At 41.9% G+C, this 17,363-nt stretch carries 6 protein-coding genes; 4 read left to right on the top strand and 2 right to left on the bottom strand.

What is annotated here, in order from left to right:
- Positions 1–84 precede the first annotated feature (84 nt).
- From ACEQZT_RS15855 to ACEQZT_RS15865, 3 genes are all read left to right on the top strand, one after another.
- Positions 85–1,887 (top strand): hypothetical protein, encoded by a 1,803-nt coding sequence (locus tag ACEQZT_RS15855; RefSeq protein WP_372530169.1) that lies wholly within the window; start codon positions 85–87, stop codon positions 1,885–1,887.
- On the top strand, positions 1,877–2,302 hold the full coding sequence (locus tag ACEQZT_RS15860) for a hypothetical protein (protein ID WP_370090448.1): 426 nt from the start codon (positions 1,877–1,879) through the stop codon (positions 2,300–2,302). Before ACEQZT_RS15855 ends, ACEQZT_RS15860 begins: the two co-directional genes overlap by 11 nt.
- 118 nt (positions 2,303–2,420) lie before the next feature.
- Positions 2,421–11,915: a LamG-like jellyroll fold domain-containing protein gene (locus ACEQZT_RS15865; RefSeq protein WP_370090449.1), complete on the top strand. Its 9,495-nt coding sequence runs from the start codon at positions 2,421–2,423 to the stop codon at positions 11,913–11,915.
- A 2-nt stretch (positions 11,916–11,917) separates the two neighbouring features.
- Here ACEQZT_RS15865 and ACEQZT_RS15870 read toward each other — a convergent pair whose 3' ends face one another.
- Positions 11,918–12,616, bottom strand: a complete 699-nt coding sequence (locus tag ACEQZT_RS15870; protein ID WP_370090451.1) for a 16S rRNA (uracil(1498)-N(3))-methyltransferase — start codon at positions 12,614–12,616, stop codon at positions 11,918–11,920.
- A 138-nt stretch (positions 12,617–12,754) separates the two neighbouring features.
- Here ACEQZT_RS15870 and ACEQZT_RS15875 point away from each other — a divergent pair, with 138 nt between their 5' ends.
- Positions 12,755–14,917 carry a glutamine synthetase III gene (locus ACEQZT_RS15875; protein ID WP_370090452.1) on the top strand — a complete coding sequence of 721 codons (2,163 nt, stop codon included), beginning with the start codon at positions 12,755–12,757 and terminating at the stop codon, positions 14,915–14,917.
- Positions 14,918–14,969: 52 nt separating this feature from the next.
- On the opposite strand, the gene ACEQZT_RS15880 is transcribed toward ACEQZT_RS15875, so the two are convergent.
- On the bottom strand, positions 14,970–17,351 hold the full coding sequence (locus ACEQZT_RS15880) for an ABC transporter permease (protein WP_370090453.1): 2,382 nt from the start codon (positions 17,349–17,351) through the stop codon (positions 14,970–14,972).
- Positions 17,352–17,363: the final 12 nt, after the last annotated feature.

Consider the following 17,363-nt stretch of genomic DNA (forward strand, 5'->3'; position numbering starts at 1 on the left):
GGCCCACGCAAGGCATCATCTTATTTTTATAAATCCACTTAGTATTTTTATAAATTAGCAATTGCAAACTATCTCACCATGCATATGAAAATCAAGTCAGCAGCTATTCTTATCTTATCTATTTGCGCTTTGTTTAGTGCGGAAGCTCAGAAGATAAAATATAAAGACCTCTATCCTTTGCTTGCCGCAAAAAATTATGACGAGGGTGGACCTCAGCTTATTCAGTTTTTGGCCGATCCTAAAAACGCAGAAGAGGCTAATGCTAATCTTCAGATGGGACTGTGGCTGGAGCAACGATTTTTGGCATACGATGTAGTAAATGACTCATCAAAAGTTTATCAAACAGGAGACTCGGCGGTGCTTTATTTGGAAAGAGCTAAAAGTCTGATTGATGAAAAGGAGCTAAAGAAGAAGGATGAATATTATCAGGCTTTCTTTCGAAGGGACTTGAGGACGGGAGAGTTTGGTATAAAAGTGTCGGATGTTCATCTGGATATTGAAAAGAAAGTGGAGGCAATTCAAACTCGCATTGAAAATGTGAAGGAGATGCACAGACGTGTGGTTAAGGTTGAGGAAAATCAAAAAGCAGCAATGGAAGCATATAGAGCGCTTACAACTCAGTTTTCGGCATATAATGCCATGCTGATTGCTGCGGATCAGGAAATACAGGCATCACTTTCTTCTATTGAGCAAAATGGACGTAAGGGGGTGGATAATGCTAAGGGAGTGCAGGAGCTAGCAGAGAAGCTAAACTCAGATAAATATCGTGATGAAGTTGTGTTAAAATCAATCGAGCAGTTTGGAGTAGACGGGATGAGTGCGACAAATATTCGATCAGGTGTGATCGAGATATGGAACTTTGAAGAATGGGCTAGAGAGGCACAGTCTGAGATACTTGGTGGAGTAGGCCTATTTAAGACCATGGTCAAAAACTATGCTGATGAAATTCGGGAGAAAAAAGCACAGGTAAAAAATAGTCAGGATGTTGAGATAGGTTACTTCCCTGTCAATTTATTGGAGCAGTTTGATAAGTATGATCCAAAATCCACCGTTGAGAAGCTGTTGAAAGTGGAAATGTATGAAGCACGCATTATAAAGCAGGTGGACCTTCAGCTTAACCCTTCGTTGATGGATTCATCATTGATAGGCGAGCAACTGGCGATTTATGAAGTTGCGCTGGAAGATGCGAAAAACATGAATGTATTGGTTGAGTCAATCACCACAGATGATTTGGAGCTATCGAAAAAGAAATACACTGACTATATCGAAAGCTTCTTTCAGAAGTATGTCACCGCTTCCAAGTATGTGCTTGATATGCAGGAGTGGTCCAGAAGGCATGTGAAATGGTTGGGTGAATCAGTAGCATACTGGTCTGAGAAAAACAGATGGGGCATTGACTCGGAAGATGAACAAAAGAAGTATCCATTATTTGTTCAGGATGCACCTGAAGGCGGAAAAATGACCATGGGTGTGCCTGTAAAAAATCCACAGCAAATTGTGGCCTATGGAGCAGACCTGACTGCCAAGAAGGGATACGTTGGATCTTTTGGCCCTGACCGTGTGGCACAGTGGAACCTGGCGTTTGATCTGCCTGGGGTGGAGGTTACTCAGTATGAAAGCGACTCCATACCTACCATTGATGGCTCTGATAGTTTCTACATTTACAATAGCTCAGCTACTGAAAACAACTTTGTGGTGGTTAGCTACACGCCCGGTGGCCAGCTCAATTGGAGTACACTGGTAACCATCAATAAGAAGCCGGTTGACTTTAAGTTCGATGACTTGACGCAGGAGTTGACCATTCTTTTATATCCGGAAGAGCAGCTTCCGTTAGATTCCGATGAGCTTGGGTATGTGGTGATTGATCGAACGGGTAATGCGAGATAAAATTTTACTGGCCGTCTTCGGCATTTTCTTATTGGCTTGTTCTGAAGAGGAGTTGCCTGCAGGCATTTATGACTATCAGGTGGAGCGACTGCTTTCTGCAGGTTCAGAAAAAACATGGAGTGAGGTCGTAAATTCAACCAATTGTGTGGATTCAGTGAAGCTTCATTTCGAGATGGTGAGTAATGCGACCAACGATTCACTAGATGTTTTTGAATTAATCCCTATTTCCAATTGCACATCATTTGATACAACGTTGATTGGTAGAGCGGATGCTTCCAGATTGGTTGGTAGCGATTTATTTACAGATTCACTGATTTTTTCTACTGGGAGTTTTTGGATTGTCAGAGGAGTGACTTCACAATTTATGACTGTGGAAGTTAACGGGGATTTATTAAGCTTTAAATCAACTAAATAGCCCTGTTGCCGCATACAAGTAGATTTACATCTCTTTAATGGCTTCCTTTAACGAAAATATTATCGGATAATATCGACTTTATATATTTTAAGGCTTTTAAAAAGCCAAAAAAGTCCATATGAGACCGATATCTTTTTTATCTCTTTCTCTTTTATTGTTCTCACTTAGCCTATTCGGCCAGAACCAACCTGCTGGTGTTGGAACCAATAATATTATTTGGCTCGAGGCGAATGATCTTTCAGGTCCACTTTCGGATGGATTTACATGGTCTGATAAAAGTGGCAATGGATTTGATGCAATTGATATTTCCGATGGCTCCAATGTGGCCTCTATTTCCACAATTGGAGGAAATCAATATTTGTCTTTTGCGGGAATTGTTGACGAACAGCTAGTCATTGCTGATGACGATGCAACTACCAATCTGCTGGACGGGGCAAGTGAGTTCTCCGTGATTGTGGTGTTCAATGCAGGGAGTACAGATACCAGAGCCCTCATCTCAAAACGCTTAAATTCAAGTGGAGGCAATCGTTCATGGACGATGTTCTACAATTCAGGATTCAACATGTATGGTTATGCTGGCGCTACTACGGTCGGTGGCTCAGGAAGTGTAGCCTCGGCGGGCAATCCTTATGTTGCTACGATGACCGTGGATGCATCCCTTTCTGGTGGGTCTGTCAAAATGTTTGTCAATAGTGATGCCGAAGGCAGTAGTGGGTCAAATGTTTCTATTCCAGACAGAACTGAAGATATTCTAATTGGAGAGTTTAATGATGGAGACGGGAGGTTTTTTGATGGCGATATAGCCGAAATTATAGTTTATCGGGATGCTTTGAATGGTGGTGAGCGCATTGTTTTGGAAAATTATTTGGCAGAGAAATATGGGATTTCAATTTCTGCTGATTATTTCGGAAACTATACAGACTATACTGCCTCCTATGATGACGATATTAGAGGAATCGGAACGGAAGATGGTAGTGCAACACATGCTACCTCAGGGTTTAGCAGCGGATTGCAGATAGAAGCGGCAAGTGGACTTGATAATTCAAATGAATTTGTGTTATTCGCCCACGATGATGCGGTTGCCCATGCGGATAACTCAACCGCTAATACCTCTGATGTTGACATATTTAACCGATGGCAAAAGGATTATTTTGTTGAATCCAGTCAAAATGGTGTCATTGACGCAGCTTCTGTAGCAACTACTTTTCGATTTGATTTCGGGGATGCTGGACTAACCAGAACAGGAAGCGCATCTGACTATGTACTACTTTATCGCTCTACCTCTACAGGTGAATTTTCAAGAGTTTTTGCAAATAGCTACACGTTCGAAAATGGAGATCAAGTTGCTGTATCTGTTTCTGCTAGCCGATTACGCTCTGGATATTATACTTTAGGGAGGGGGAATCAAATTACCTCTCGGACCTGGTACGTGTTACAAAATGGAAATTGGTCCGATCCAAATACATGGACATTGGACGCAGGCTCTGCCCCGATTCCTGATAATGATTTGAATGAAACTCCTGGCAATGAAGATGAAGTAGTCATCCGAAACGGGAAGACAGTCACCATTCAATCCACAACCAATAATTTGAGTCTGTCCAGCATTACAGTAGATGGAACATTAAACCTTACAACCTCATCAGGTCACGATTTTAGCATTATCAATGGTCAGGGTACTATCAGGATGAGTGGTAGTGGGGGAGTTAGTAATTTTCCTGATGGTATAACAACCACCTCAGATGGATTTGGGAATCCGGCCAATGGAGGTCTTCTACTTGTTCAGGGTACTGGTTTGACTTTTGATGAAGACGAATCTTTCAATGATGTAAGAATATCACTTACCAATCCAACGGATATTGCTTCTCTTGGAGCCAATCTCACTATTAATGGGGATTTAAATATCCGTTATGGGACCTTTCGTTTTGGAGATGGAACAACCAACAATCGAACATTGACAGTAATTGGTGATTTCTCTGTTGAAAATAATGGTGGATCACAGAACGGAATAGTTAGCACCGCTGTAGCTGCAAATACAAGACACGAATTCAACCTTTATGGAGATTTCCTGAATGAAGGGACTGCACAGTTTTCGGATAGAACTACACCTGTATATGGAAGTGAATCGACAAATGGTGTAGTAGACCTTAACCTGATATCTACAACGCAGAGTCAACGAGTGGACTGTAATGGGTTGACCTACTTCTACCGAATTGAAATTGTAAAAGGTTCAGTCGATTTTGTAGCTGATATTCAGGCAGATGATCCTGGAAACTTTGTTTTGACGGGTTTTGCCAATGATAATGTGGATGGTGACGTTGATGATCCATCTGATAATGACAATGCTTTTGCCTTGATAACCGGAGCTGCCAGTATCGGTACAAATGTGAGTGTCAGGCTAAACACAACTGGTAATTACTCAATAGGATCAAGTGCTAAATTGATTGTCAATGGTGGAGATGTAACAAAAACAGGAGGAGCAGCCATAACACCCTACGGAACACTTGAGGTCGCTTCAGGTATTTTGGAAGTGCCATCAGGAAGTGGTATTACTACCAGAGATGCGGGTCAGATAAATATTTCTGGCGGTGAATTATGGATATCTCAGATCAGAACATCTGTCCAAGGTTCTGTGGCTCAGGGAGGCTACACACAAACAGGCGGAACAGTGAACGTATGGGATTATTCTGCTGCCGAAAGCCCAGTCTTAGGTCAAGCTGCCGGAACAGCAAGTACCTCATATGCACGTTTCTGTCTGACATATGAAGGAAACTCTTTCATCATGACTGGCGGAACGTTGAATGTAAAAGACGCGACAGGTACTGGGTTAATCTTTATAAACTCAGACCCTTCCAATATCAATGTTGCTGGAGGTCAAGTAAATGCATACTCTAACATTACGAGTAATTCAATAATAGCCTCGAATGCTCCTTTTTGGAATTTGAATATAATAAACGAAGATACGGGAACCGGAGGTTTGGTTAGTGTTGAAACAACAACCTGTGGACCAGGTGGAGCTGATGATCGAACGATTACTGATCCCGATTTAAAGGTGTTAAACGATCTTACCATTGAAACCAGCACCACGAGAACTTCAGGTTCAAATACCTATGGTGGGTATCTGGATTTGTGTCCTTCAAATAATTGCGTCAACCTCGAAGTAGGTGGTGATTTGATTATTGAGGATAGTGGAGTTTTGGACGTTTGGGCGTGGGATGGAAGTGACAATGATGGTAGCGCCACAGTGACAATGAATGGAGATGAAAACTCAATGCTTTATGTAGGAGATATTACTACATACACAAACGCCTTGGTGGAATTTGAATATCCCGATACGGGACCATGGCCTTCAGGGTTTGGAAGTGGGGATGAAACATATGGAGTTTATACCTTACCCTTTTACAACTGGGTGATTGATAAAGATGATGCGATTCTTTATTTAGCTGCTAAACTGCCAAGTAAAGGTAATGGTAGCCCAGGAAGTAATGCTAGTTTATACAAAACATCAAATGGTGGTAAAAACCTAAGCCGCTATGCCCAAAGGTTGGTAGTGGTAACAAATGAATTTCAACTACTAAATGGTACCTTGAATCAGGTAGATCCTTTAAGCACCTTGCAATTAACAGAAAGTGATGGAACAGGTTTCGGCACAGTGGGCGATCCGGTGGCTTACGGAATGTACTTATTGGGCTCAATTACAAATCAGGGAAATTGCTTTGTTTATGAAGATGGAGTGACACGCAAGGAGGGCACTGTTAATATAAGGGCAGATAATAATGTGACGATTTCATCCACGGATGGTGCTTCATTTGGGAATCTGGAGATTAACAATGCAGGTTTTGAAATAACCCTTACCAGTGACTTGGAGGTCGGAAGGCTTCAATATGCTGCTGGAATTATAGACATAGGAACTCATAACCTAAAAGTAGATGTATTCGAATTTCTTGATCTTTCATCCAGTGGTTTTATTCCTGAAGTAGGCGGGCAAGGAGTGTATTCCACATCAGACTATATCCGAATGGCAGGAAATGTATCTGATGGCGGTCTTTCCATTAAGCTTCCAAGATCATTGACACTTTATGAGAGTAGCACACCCACATTTCCAGATGCTCCTTATACGGAAGAGTACAATATCGTAGATCGTATACAATATTATAATGATGGCCAGGTTTATAATACACCAGATCGGTTATGGTTCCCAATTGGTACTGACGCAAATGCAACGGAGCGCTATACACCTGCAGTAATGCATATTGTTGATGATGCGAGTGTTACTTACGATGGAGATGAATATGTAACTGTTCGAATCGCCGATAGCGAATTGCAAACAACAGATTTGAGCGGAGGAGGTGTATTGTCATACTACTGGAATGTCGATATAGAAGGATTCGATGGGGGAGTGCCAGATGTGTCCTGGATATTCCAGTATGATGATTCTGATGTAGATGCCGGAGATGAAACACTATATGTTCCTGGTAAAGTTGAGGATGGTGGTAGTTATATCCGTTCTGATGATGGAACTAATCAGGCTGTGAAAGATGGCGGAGCAAGTGGTAATAGCGGAAACATTGTGGGAACAGACCCTGCAAACATTATCATGTTTAATGGAGTGAATACAGATGCAGTAGGAGATGATGCCAATGATGAAATAGATTCAGGAACAGGTGATGGACTATACTCCCAGGGAAATGTAGATGATAACTGGACTACTCCATGGCCGGGTACTGGTTTTCCTCTGGAAAATGCAAATTATACCGCTGGAGAAGCCACAAGGTTTGATGGAGCTCCTACAGTGTACTACAGTAGAGCTATAAATGGATCATGGTGGGAGTGGCAAAGTACAGATAACTGGTCGATAGATCCTGTGGATCAGCATATTGGAGCCCCTGCTGGCAGTGTACCTGGGCCAGGTGATGTTGTAGTTGTGGGTAGTGAATATGTAAATGCGCTCACAGGAGGTTCTTACAGCAAAACAGGAGATGGTAGGCATCAAATCAGAATTGATGGATCTCAGGGAGATACCCAGGTTGCTAAGGTAGAATTTGATTCTCAAGCTGGTGGTACCGCCCTAAATGTGACGGATATGTCCAGAATTCGAGTTAGATCTGGGATTACGTTTACGGCTGGAGAAATCATTGGACGGGGAGAAATGGTGCAGGATGTTGGACCCAATGCAGGGAATTTTGGGACGATCATCGCAGATATAGGTGAATTTGCAGATGATCCGGATAATGGATGGTTCTTCTGGCTTCAGGCCAATGGAACCACAGTAGTTAATGATTTTGATGAGTACCCCACGTTCAGAACTTTTGGTGGAAATGGGAGCAGGTTTTTCCAATTTGGCAAAGATATCAGCGCTAAAAACATGCTCATTGATAATAATGTAATCTTCCAGGTAGCTAATAATCTAACAATAGATTCAGCAATTCTTGTTGGATCAAATCAAGAGGGTTTTATTGAGTTTATTGATGTAGGTAGCAATCTTACTTTGGAGTGTGAAGATATTCACATGTTGGGTGGAGCCGATTCTAATCCGAATAGTATTTCTGTTGAAAACGCTGGATCGGATATTCATACTCTAAGGGTTAGTGGAAATATAACTTTTGACAATGCAACCACATTTGACCTTTCTTCAGCAGGAACAAATGTTATTCTTGAGCTGACAGGAGAAGGCGATCATTCGGTAACTGATAATGCCGGAATCACTATGGATCTTTATAAGATTGTTATGAATAAAGGTTCGGATACGACAAATACATTCACTATTCCGGATGTCTTTACAATCACTGATCCGGGAACCAGTGGAGTGCAACCTGTGGAAATTGTAAATGGACTGCTTGTAATTGATGCGGCTGTAGCTTTCAATTTGACAGATGCATCTACCGGTGATTTTTATTTACCCAATACCTCAAATCCTGAAGCATCGTCCGGATCTGGAGGGCTAGAGATTAGACAGGGTACATTAAGCATCGTTGGAGACGACACAGGGATGATTCTGGACGGGCTTTTGCGAATATCCGGGGGCACGCTAGACATGAGTGATGATTCAGGGGACAATGGAAATAATTTCATCCAGTATGGTGCATCCGATGAAGCGGTTATTGAGGTTTCAAGTGGATCTTTACTTGTAGGCTCACAGGTGAGGAGAGCATTAACAAGTACTTCAGGGCTTTTGAATTATACTCAAACCGGTGGCACGGCCAGATTTGGCATAACTGCGGCTCCTGAAAGCACCAGGGGTGTTTTCGAGTTATTAGGCTCTGGTAGTGAATTCACACATACAGGAGGAGAATTCACGGTCGTAAGAGAAAATGGATCCGCAACAGTTGGATCCTTAATTATTAAACCAAATGGTGGTGATATCGATGTGTCAGGATCTACCATAACTATTGGGAGTGCTGATACCCCTGCCAATCAGGATGATATTGGCATAGACGTGAATGTGCCATTAGGTAATTTGCTGGTAACAGGAAATAATAACCCTACCGCTAAAATTTACAATGTTCAGCTGGAAATCGACGATCTTACGATCCAGTCTGGAGGTAGCTTTGATGCAAACGGATTTGATCTTACGGTTAATGGGGATTTTGATAATGATGGAACCTACTTGAATGGAGGCACAGACATCAATCAACAAACTACAACCTTCTCTACTGTAAGTTCACAAGCAATTTCGGGTACTGGAACTACCAACTTCTTTAATCTCGAAAAAGATGGAGATGACGTTTTAACGGTAGGTAAGAATGTTACAGTTGAAAATAATTTAGCCATTTTGGATGGGACTGTGAGCACAGGAACTTTTGCTGTGAATGTAGAAGGGGATATGGAGCATGATGCAATCCATACAAGTGATCCGGCTGGGCCTGGAATAGTCTTCAATGGATCAGATGTACAAAATCTGGATACATCATCAGGGACAGCAGAATTTGGGGTACTCACATTAGATAATTCCAATGGTCTTGAGATACCCGGGGATGGAAGAATATTTGAAGTTAATAATAAAGTCATCCTTAGCACAGGTGTTTTCAATATCGGCGGCAATTTGTTGATTATGGATGAAGACGCAGTTTTCGAGAATGGGTTAGGAGGACAAGCCCGGGCAGACTTCAACGTGAACAATATGATCTCGGTGAACGCTAGCATTACCGATAATGGTGTTCGAAAAATATTTACCGATGCTTACAATGGTACCTATTTGTATCCAGTTGGCTTAAATTATTACACGCCGGCTGAAGTTAATGTAACAGACCTTACAGGTTCGAGTGGTGATGACAATCAAATTACAATAAAACCAATTGAGGATATAGCCGGTGGGATTCCGGATGATGCAGATGAAGTGTGCGGAAGTTTTACTCAGGATTATGTGGATGTAGACAATATCCTCCAATTCTACTGGTCAATTCGGTCAGCAAACATTGAGGATTTTGATGGATCGATCTTCTTGTATCATGTAGATGAGCTTGAAGCTTTTGACAATACAGAGTCACTGGATCTGACAAACTATGCTCCAGCCAGATTGTTGAATGCAAGTTCATCGTGGGATAAAGGATATGGTGCTGATCAGTTCGATGAAATCAACAATGTGATTGAGTTTAGATTAATAGGTGGTGGGGATTACACTGGCTTCACCAGTACAGATATAGCAGGAACGTACACTGCAGGTATTTATGTGGAATCTGATTCCAACACACCACTATGTGGTGGTGCAATTCCGGATGTAGTGCCTGAATACGTGACTTTATCTAGTGCCTCATCAGGCGATGTGGATCAGGGAGGTTCTTTTGTAGGAGGCATTGCACCTTCATTGGGTGAGTCTCCAGACCTGAGAGTAGCAGGAGACTTTACCCTGAACCTTACGAATGCTTTTTGGCGATTTAGAAAAGTAACAATTGAGACAGGTGCTACACTCACTGTTTCCGGTGCAGGTGTTAATCTTGGAACAGTTGAAGGAGATGGAACACTAAAGCTTATCAATACCAATGCATTACCTGCAGGGGATTACGCATCCTTCGAAGCGGATGCCGGATGTACAACAGGTGGAGGATTTGAGCTGGAGGTGACAACAGGAAATAGTGTGGATTTAACCTTGCCATTTTCAAGATTGAGAAGGTTAATCCTTTCGGGTGATGGAGAAAAGGTGGTAACTAATGGTACAACATTTAATATTTGTGAAAACCTGGAAATCCTGAACAATGGCACATTGACAATGGGGGATAACACAACTTTCAATATCCAGGGAGATATTATCAAGTCGGCTACAGCAACATTTGATGGAGATTATAGTAATACCAGAATTGTGATGGAAGGAAGTTCTACTCAACAAATAGATGGTGATTTCACAGGGCTTGAACAAATTAAGTCACTGGAAGTGGATAACTCCACAGGTCTCACATTGCTCAACGGATCCAATGACAATGTGGAAGTTGAAGATCTGATAATGACTGATGGGAAAATATTTACTGATGATGATAACTCTTTGATAATTGTGAGCACAGGTAGTGTGACGGGTAATTTTAGTAGTACAACTTTCGTGGATGGACCTCTTGTACGCAGATTGGAAACTTCAACAGATCGTCAATTTTTCCCCGTAGGTGATGGTACCGTTTACTTACCATTTGAAGTGAGCAATACTCAGGGGTATGTTGGCACAAAAGACTGGACGGTTAAATATCATGATGCAGATCCCGGGTCTAACACAATTATGACAGGTGAAAATGGCACTTATGATTTCTCGACCTGGGGTGGAGAATCAAATTCAGTAAACTCAACCCTCTTCAGAGAGGATTTGTTTGAGGTTGAAGTCTCTTCACCTGCCACAGCAGATGTGAGGCCTTATTGGGATAGCGATTCGAATGTAGGAGCTGATGCTAATTCTTGGCAATACCTGAGGGTTATGGTTTGGGATGCGGGTGACGGAACGTGGGAAAGTTATGGAAACGCAAACGCAAACTATAGTGGCATGACTGCAAGTAATGGTTCTGTGGTTTCGGATACCGAGCTTTCATTCAGTACAAACTTTATCACACTTGGATCTAATGAGCCAGTACCACTTCCAGTGGAATTATTGACATTCAGTGGTAAAATTGAGGATAACAAAGCCAAAATAACCTGGCAAACTGCTACAGAAGTAAACAACGATTATTTTGAGGTGCAGCACTCAACCAATGGGATAGATTTTGAAACAGTGGGGACTGTTCAGGGTAATGGTAACTCTAACAAGGTGATTACCTATAATTTCACTCATTATTCACCTGAATTAGGTGTAAACTACTATCGATTAAAGCAGGTTGATTTTGATGGAACTACGGCGTTTCACGAAATTATTCATCTTGAAAATCTTGGTAGTAACACCATCAATGGCATAGAGGTTTCCACTTATCCAAACCCCACAAGTTCAGATAATCTCAATATAAGAATCCTGAGTAGAGATAATAAGTCCGGTGTTACGGTAAGAGTAATAAACCTTTTCGGACAGGTTTTTATCCATGAAGAGTTTGAAGGCTCCTTTGTGTTGGATGAAAAGCTGATACCATCAAGAAGAATGATCCCGGGGATTTACTTTGTAATTGTAAAGCAAGCAATGGAAACCAGAAAGCATAAAATTTTAATAAGGTAGCGTTAAAACTGGTTTACTAGATTGATCATATTGCAGGCTACAAAACCTGCCGTTTCTGTTCTAAGGGTGTTTTTTCCGAGCGAAATGGTTTGGAATCCAGCTTTTTTTGCGTTCTCAATCTCATCCATAGCAAAGTCCCCCTCAGGCCCAATAAGTATGCAGGTGGATTTATTGGGCTTAATCATTGAAGCGATGTGAGAGTGACTATCGTCTACATGAGCAATAAGCATTATGTCGGAGTTGATCTTTTTTAAAAACTGTTCATAAGGAGTCAGATCATTTAGTGACACCAAAAAGGGGTTGCCCGATTGCTTCATGGCCGAGATCGCTTTTTTCTCTAATCGATCCAGTCTTAGTTTCTTTCTTTCGCTATGCCTGGTTTGGATAAATGTGATCTTATCTACACCGATTTCGGAGAGCTTTTCTATTAACCACTCCATACGATCCATATTTTTTGTAGGGGCAATAGCCAAATGAATATGAAATGATTTTTGAGAAGTGATATTAGACTCTAAAATCTCAAATTCACAGGATTTTTTACTAACCTGGGTCAAAACAGATCTGTGTTTTCCTCCATTTCCATCAAATACCATTATTTCATCTCCTTTTTGATGTCTAAGTACTTGAGTACAGTGCTTTGATTCTTCTTCCGGGAGGATATTAATACCTTCAGATAAGTCTTTCTTGTAAAATATGGTCATGTGTAAATAAATTTTAACCGTAAAAATGACTTATTGCAGTAAATATTATTTTTTAGGGTTAAAAAGAAACCATAAAATCTACGATCTGCATAAAATCATTACATTTGCCATGTAAAAGTATCTTGAAAACTATAAACCATGGCACAACTAAGACACCAAGCTCTTAATTTAGTTCAAACCAGAGAGAAGGTAGACGTACAGGCTCCTTCCAAGCGCATCTCCGATTATTTTGGAGAAATGGCCTTTACAAAGGCTCAGATGCAATCTACCTTATCCCCGGAAGTGTTTAAGCGTGTTACTGATTGTATAAAAAATAGAAAAAAAGTAGACATTGAAACAGCAGATGCTGTTGCTGCTGCTGTGAAGAACTGGGCATTGGAGCGTGGTGTAACCCACTACACGCACTGGTTTCAGCCATTAACTGGCGCTACAGCTGAGAAGCATGACTCTTTCTTTGATCCTAGCAAGGGTATTGAAAACTTCAGAGCTGAAGCATTAGTGCAGCAAGAGCCTGATGCATCTTCTTTTCCAAACGGCGGTATTCGGAGTACGTTTGAGGCAAGAGGGTATACCGCCTGGGATCCATCTTCACCAATTTTCATTTATGGAAAGACGCTTTGTATTCCTACAATCTTTGTAGCATACACAGGAGAGGCCCTCGATCACAAAGCTCCATTATTGAAGGCGCTGGAAGCTGTAGACAAAGCGGCAGTTAAAGTTTGTCGGTTATTTGATAGAAACGTGTCTAAGGTGAATGCTTCGCTTGGTTGGGAGCAAGAATATTTTGTAGTAGATAAAGCACTTTACAATGCAAGACCAGACCTGGTGATGGGCGGCAGGACCCTCTATGGTCACAATCCAGCCAGAGGTCAGCAGCTTGACGATCACTACTTCGGTTCGATACCAACACGTATTTATGATTTCATGAAGGATTATGAGATCGAGGCGCACAAGCTTGGAATTCCTTTAATGACACGTCACAATGAGGTGGCTCCAGCACAATATGAGGCCGCTCCAATGTATGGTCCGGTAAATGAAGCCACAGATCAGAACCAGCTTTTGAAAGATGTGATGGAGAAAGTGGCGAATAAGCACAACCTTAGGGTACTGTTTCACGAAAAGCCATTCGCTGAACTTAACGGTAGTGGGAAACATAACAACTGGTCGCTGGTGACAGATACAGGTGTGAACTTGTATCAGCCGAGCTCAAGTGCAAAGGACAACCTTCTTTTCCTCACATTCTTCATTACCACAATCAAAGCGGTACATGAATATGCTGATCTATTGAGGTCGAGTATTGCATCTGCCGGGAACGACTGGCGCCTGGGTGCCAATGAAGCTCCCCCAGCTATAATCTCTGTATTTATTGGATCTACCTTGACCAAAGTTTTGGATAAGTTGGAGAAGTCGGGTGATGTGATGGTGGAGAAAGGGGAGAACCTTTACATGAAGTTGGGTATCGATCAGATACCACCAATTATTCTGGACAACACCGACAGAAACCGAACATCTCCGTTTGCTTTCACCGGAAATAAGTTTGAATTCAGAGCGGTAGGATCAGATGCCAATGTTTCTGATCCAATGATGGTACTTAACACGATCATGGCTGAGCAGCTTTCTGATTTTTACAAGAAAGTAAACAAACTGATGGATGGTGGTCGTGAAAAGCGTCTTGCAATCATTGATGTGCTCAGAGATTACATTAAGGAGTCCAAGCCAATACGATTTGAAGGTGATGGATATTCAGAAGGCTGGGTAAAAGAAGCAGCGAAGCGTAAGCTATCGAATGAGAGAGAGACGCCAAGAGCACTTGATTTTTCAGTTACAGATAAGGTGATTAAACTTTATGAAAAGCATAAAGTGATGAGTAAAGTGGAGATTCATGCCAGACATGAAATACGACTTGAAAATTACATCATGAAAGTTCAGATCGAATCAAGAATGATGGGCGATATAGCCAGCAATATGATCATCCCAACAGCGACTAAGTACCAGTCGAAGTTGATCGAAAATGCTAAGGGTTTAATGGAGCTTGGATTGGATGCAACAGAGATCAAAAAGACCATTGAGGAGGTTTCTACTCATATCAATAATGTGAGAAGACTAGCTCATGAAATGACTGAGGAGCGTAAGCGAGTGAATAAGATCGAGGACATTAGAGAGCAGGCCATTGAATATTGTGACAGTGTGAAAGGAAAGTACTTCCAGCCGTTGAGGTATGCGGTTGATAAGCTGGAATTGCTTGTAGATGATGAAGATTGGCCTTTGCCTAAGTACAGAGAATTATTGTTTCTACGGTAATTGATAAAAGGTTAGAGTTAAGCCCCGATGATATCATCGGGGCTTTTTTTGTTTATTCATATTTCAAATTCTCAGAGGGATTTACAGTGGCTGCTTTATAGGCCTGGTAGCCAGTAGTCAACATCACGAAAGCCATAACGATGATCAACACCAGGGCAAATACCATAAAGTTGATTTCGGTGTGATACTCAAAGTCCCCGAGCCAGTTGTTCATGATTTTATAACCAATAATAAAAGCAGGTAAAGCACCCACCAATACCAGCCAGATAAAATCCTTTACCAACAACATTACCAATCCTTTCACTTCAGCTCCCAATACTTTTCTTACACTTATTTCCTTGGTGCGTTGCTCGGCGGTGAAGGAAGCAAGGCCTAGTAATCCAAGTCCTGAGATAATGATCATCATGATGGCAAAGCCCAGGAACAATTGTCCACGCAGCTGATCTGTTTCGTAATCACGCAAGAAATTTTGATCAAGGAACTGATACTCCAGTGGTGCATTGGGAAAAAGTTCATCCCATGAAGCCTGAAGATGATCTAGTCCCGCTTCCAAATCTCCACTCATCTTTACCATCGCCTGCCTGTTATTCAGGTTAGGGAAAATCATAAATGACTCGATAGGGTTGTAAAGTGAGCGGTGATGGAAATCCTTTACAACTCCAATCACTTTGTGAAATACGGTGCTGTCCTGATCAAACTGGAATCGTTTTCCTATAGGCTCATCCCAGCCGAATCGCTCAACCATCGCCTCATTGACTAAAACTGCAGATGCAGTATCACTCAGGTAATCTCTTGAGAAATTTCTGCCTTTAACCAGTTCTATATCCAGCACGTCGGCATAGTCATAGTCAACCCCATACCAGTCAACCCCATAGTCCTCCATCACACCCTCGTTTGTTTCTACCTGCATCACATTTTTACCAAATCCATTTCCAGGAACAGTCGTTGCTGTAGCTGCATTTGCAATATTTGGGTTTTCAAGGAGCTTGGTTCTCAGTGTCTCCCAGCGCTCACTTGCAGCCCTGTTTAGTGTGAAATTCACCACCTGATCTTTATTGAATCCCAGGTCGGCATTTCTTACAAACTGCATTTGCTGATAAATCACTAATGTGCCAATGAGCATGAAAATAGAAATGGAAAACTGGATACCAACCAATACCCTTCTAAGCCATACATTGCCAGTGCGTTTGCTTCCGGTACCACCTTTGATGGCCTTTATCGGACTAAATCCTGAAAGATAAAAAGCAGGGTAGGAGCCACTAATCAGTCCGGTAAACAGTAGAATGCCTACCAGTGTAAGGATGATTTTTTGTGATAGCAGGTCACTCAGCATCAGGGATGTACCAAGCTGAGCATTGATGGCCGGAACTACAACGATCAGAAGCAATAGGCTGATGATGATGGAAACAAGCGAGATCAAAACTGACTCGACAATGAATTGTCTGATGAGTGCTCCACGTACTGCACCCATTACCTTTCTAATCCCAACCTCAAGTGATCTTCTCATAGATCGCGCGGTGGCAAGATTCATGTAGTTGATGCAGGCAATGAGCACGAGGAAAATAGCAACAGCAAGGAAGATGTAGATGTAATCGATGTTTCCAAGCGCTGATGGTTCGTTTTGAAAGTCTGAATACAGGTGGATGTCCTGTATATTAATCATCTCATATTTCACCTTAATATCGAACTGATCAAAGATGGTGGCAACATACTTGGGGATTATTTCATCGTTTAGTCGCTTTTCAACATAAGCTGGATCTACTCCGTCATTAAGCACTACATACGTATATAGGCCAAATCCTCCCCAGCTTTGCGAGTTGGCATAGTTCTCATTGGTGCTGAAAGCTGCCATGGCATCAGGACGGATGTGAGAAGTGACGGGGATATCTTCATAAATTCCTGTCACCTTATAAGAGAACCTTTCGGTCTCTAACAGCTTACCCATGGGATTGTCACCTTTGAAGATTTTGTCAGCTAGTGTCTTGCTAAGCACTACCGTATTGGGTGCATTTAGAGCTGTTGCTGGATCACCTTGTAGAAATTTCACAGTGAAAACATCAAAGACTGTAGAGTCGACTAGGTACCAGTTTTCTGCTTCGTAATTCCGGTCGTCATATCGGAAACGAGTATTTCCACCTCCTGCGAATCGGGTGAATTGTTCGATCTCCTGAAATTCTTCATTGACTGTTTTTCCAAGTGGCGGCTGAGAAACAGCCCATTTAAACGCATTATCCGGTTCGGTAATGTCTGCTGAAATCCGGTAAATATTATCCGCATTTCGTTGATGCTTATCAAAGCTGGTTTCCTGATTTAGGTAAAGGACAATAAGCAATGCCGAAGCAATTCCAATTGTTAAACCAAGAATATTGAGCAGGGCATAGCCGGGCTGGCGTTTGAGGTGACGGATGGCCACCAGAAAGTAGTTTTTAAGCATGGGTTTTGAGTT

The organism is Ekhidna sp., from assembly GCF_964218185.1.
Taxonomy (GTDB): Bacteria; Bacteroidota; Bacteroidia; order Cytophagales; family Cyclobacteriaceae; genus Ekhidna.

Excerpts from the sequence above, each read along its gene's own strand:
- ACEQZT_RS15855 (WP_372530169.1), top strand. The coding sequence starts at position 85 with ATGAAAATCAAGTCAGCAGCTATTCTTATCTTATCTATTTGCGCTTTG.
- ACEQZT_RS15860 (WP_370090448.1), top strand. The coding sequence starts at position 1,877 with ATGCGAGATAAAATTTTACTGGCCGTCTTCGGCATTTTCTTATTGGCT.
- ACEQZT_RS15865 (WP_370090449.1), top strand. The coding sequence starts at position 2,421 with ATGAGACCGATATCTTTTTTATCTCTTTCTCTTTTATTGTTCTCACTT.
- ACEQZT_RS15870 (WP_370090451.1), bottom strand. The coding sequence starts at position 12,616 with ATGACCATATTTTACAAGAAAGACTTATCTGAAGGTATTAATATCCTC.
- ACEQZT_RS15875 (WP_370090452.1), top strand. The coding sequence starts at position 12,755 with ATGGCACAACTAAGACACCAAGCTCTTAATTTAGTTCAAACCAGAGAG.
- ACEQZT_RS15880 (WP_370090453.1), bottom strand. The coding sequence starts at position 17,351 with ATGCTTAAAAACTACTTTCTGGTGGCCATCCGTCACCTCAAACGCCAG.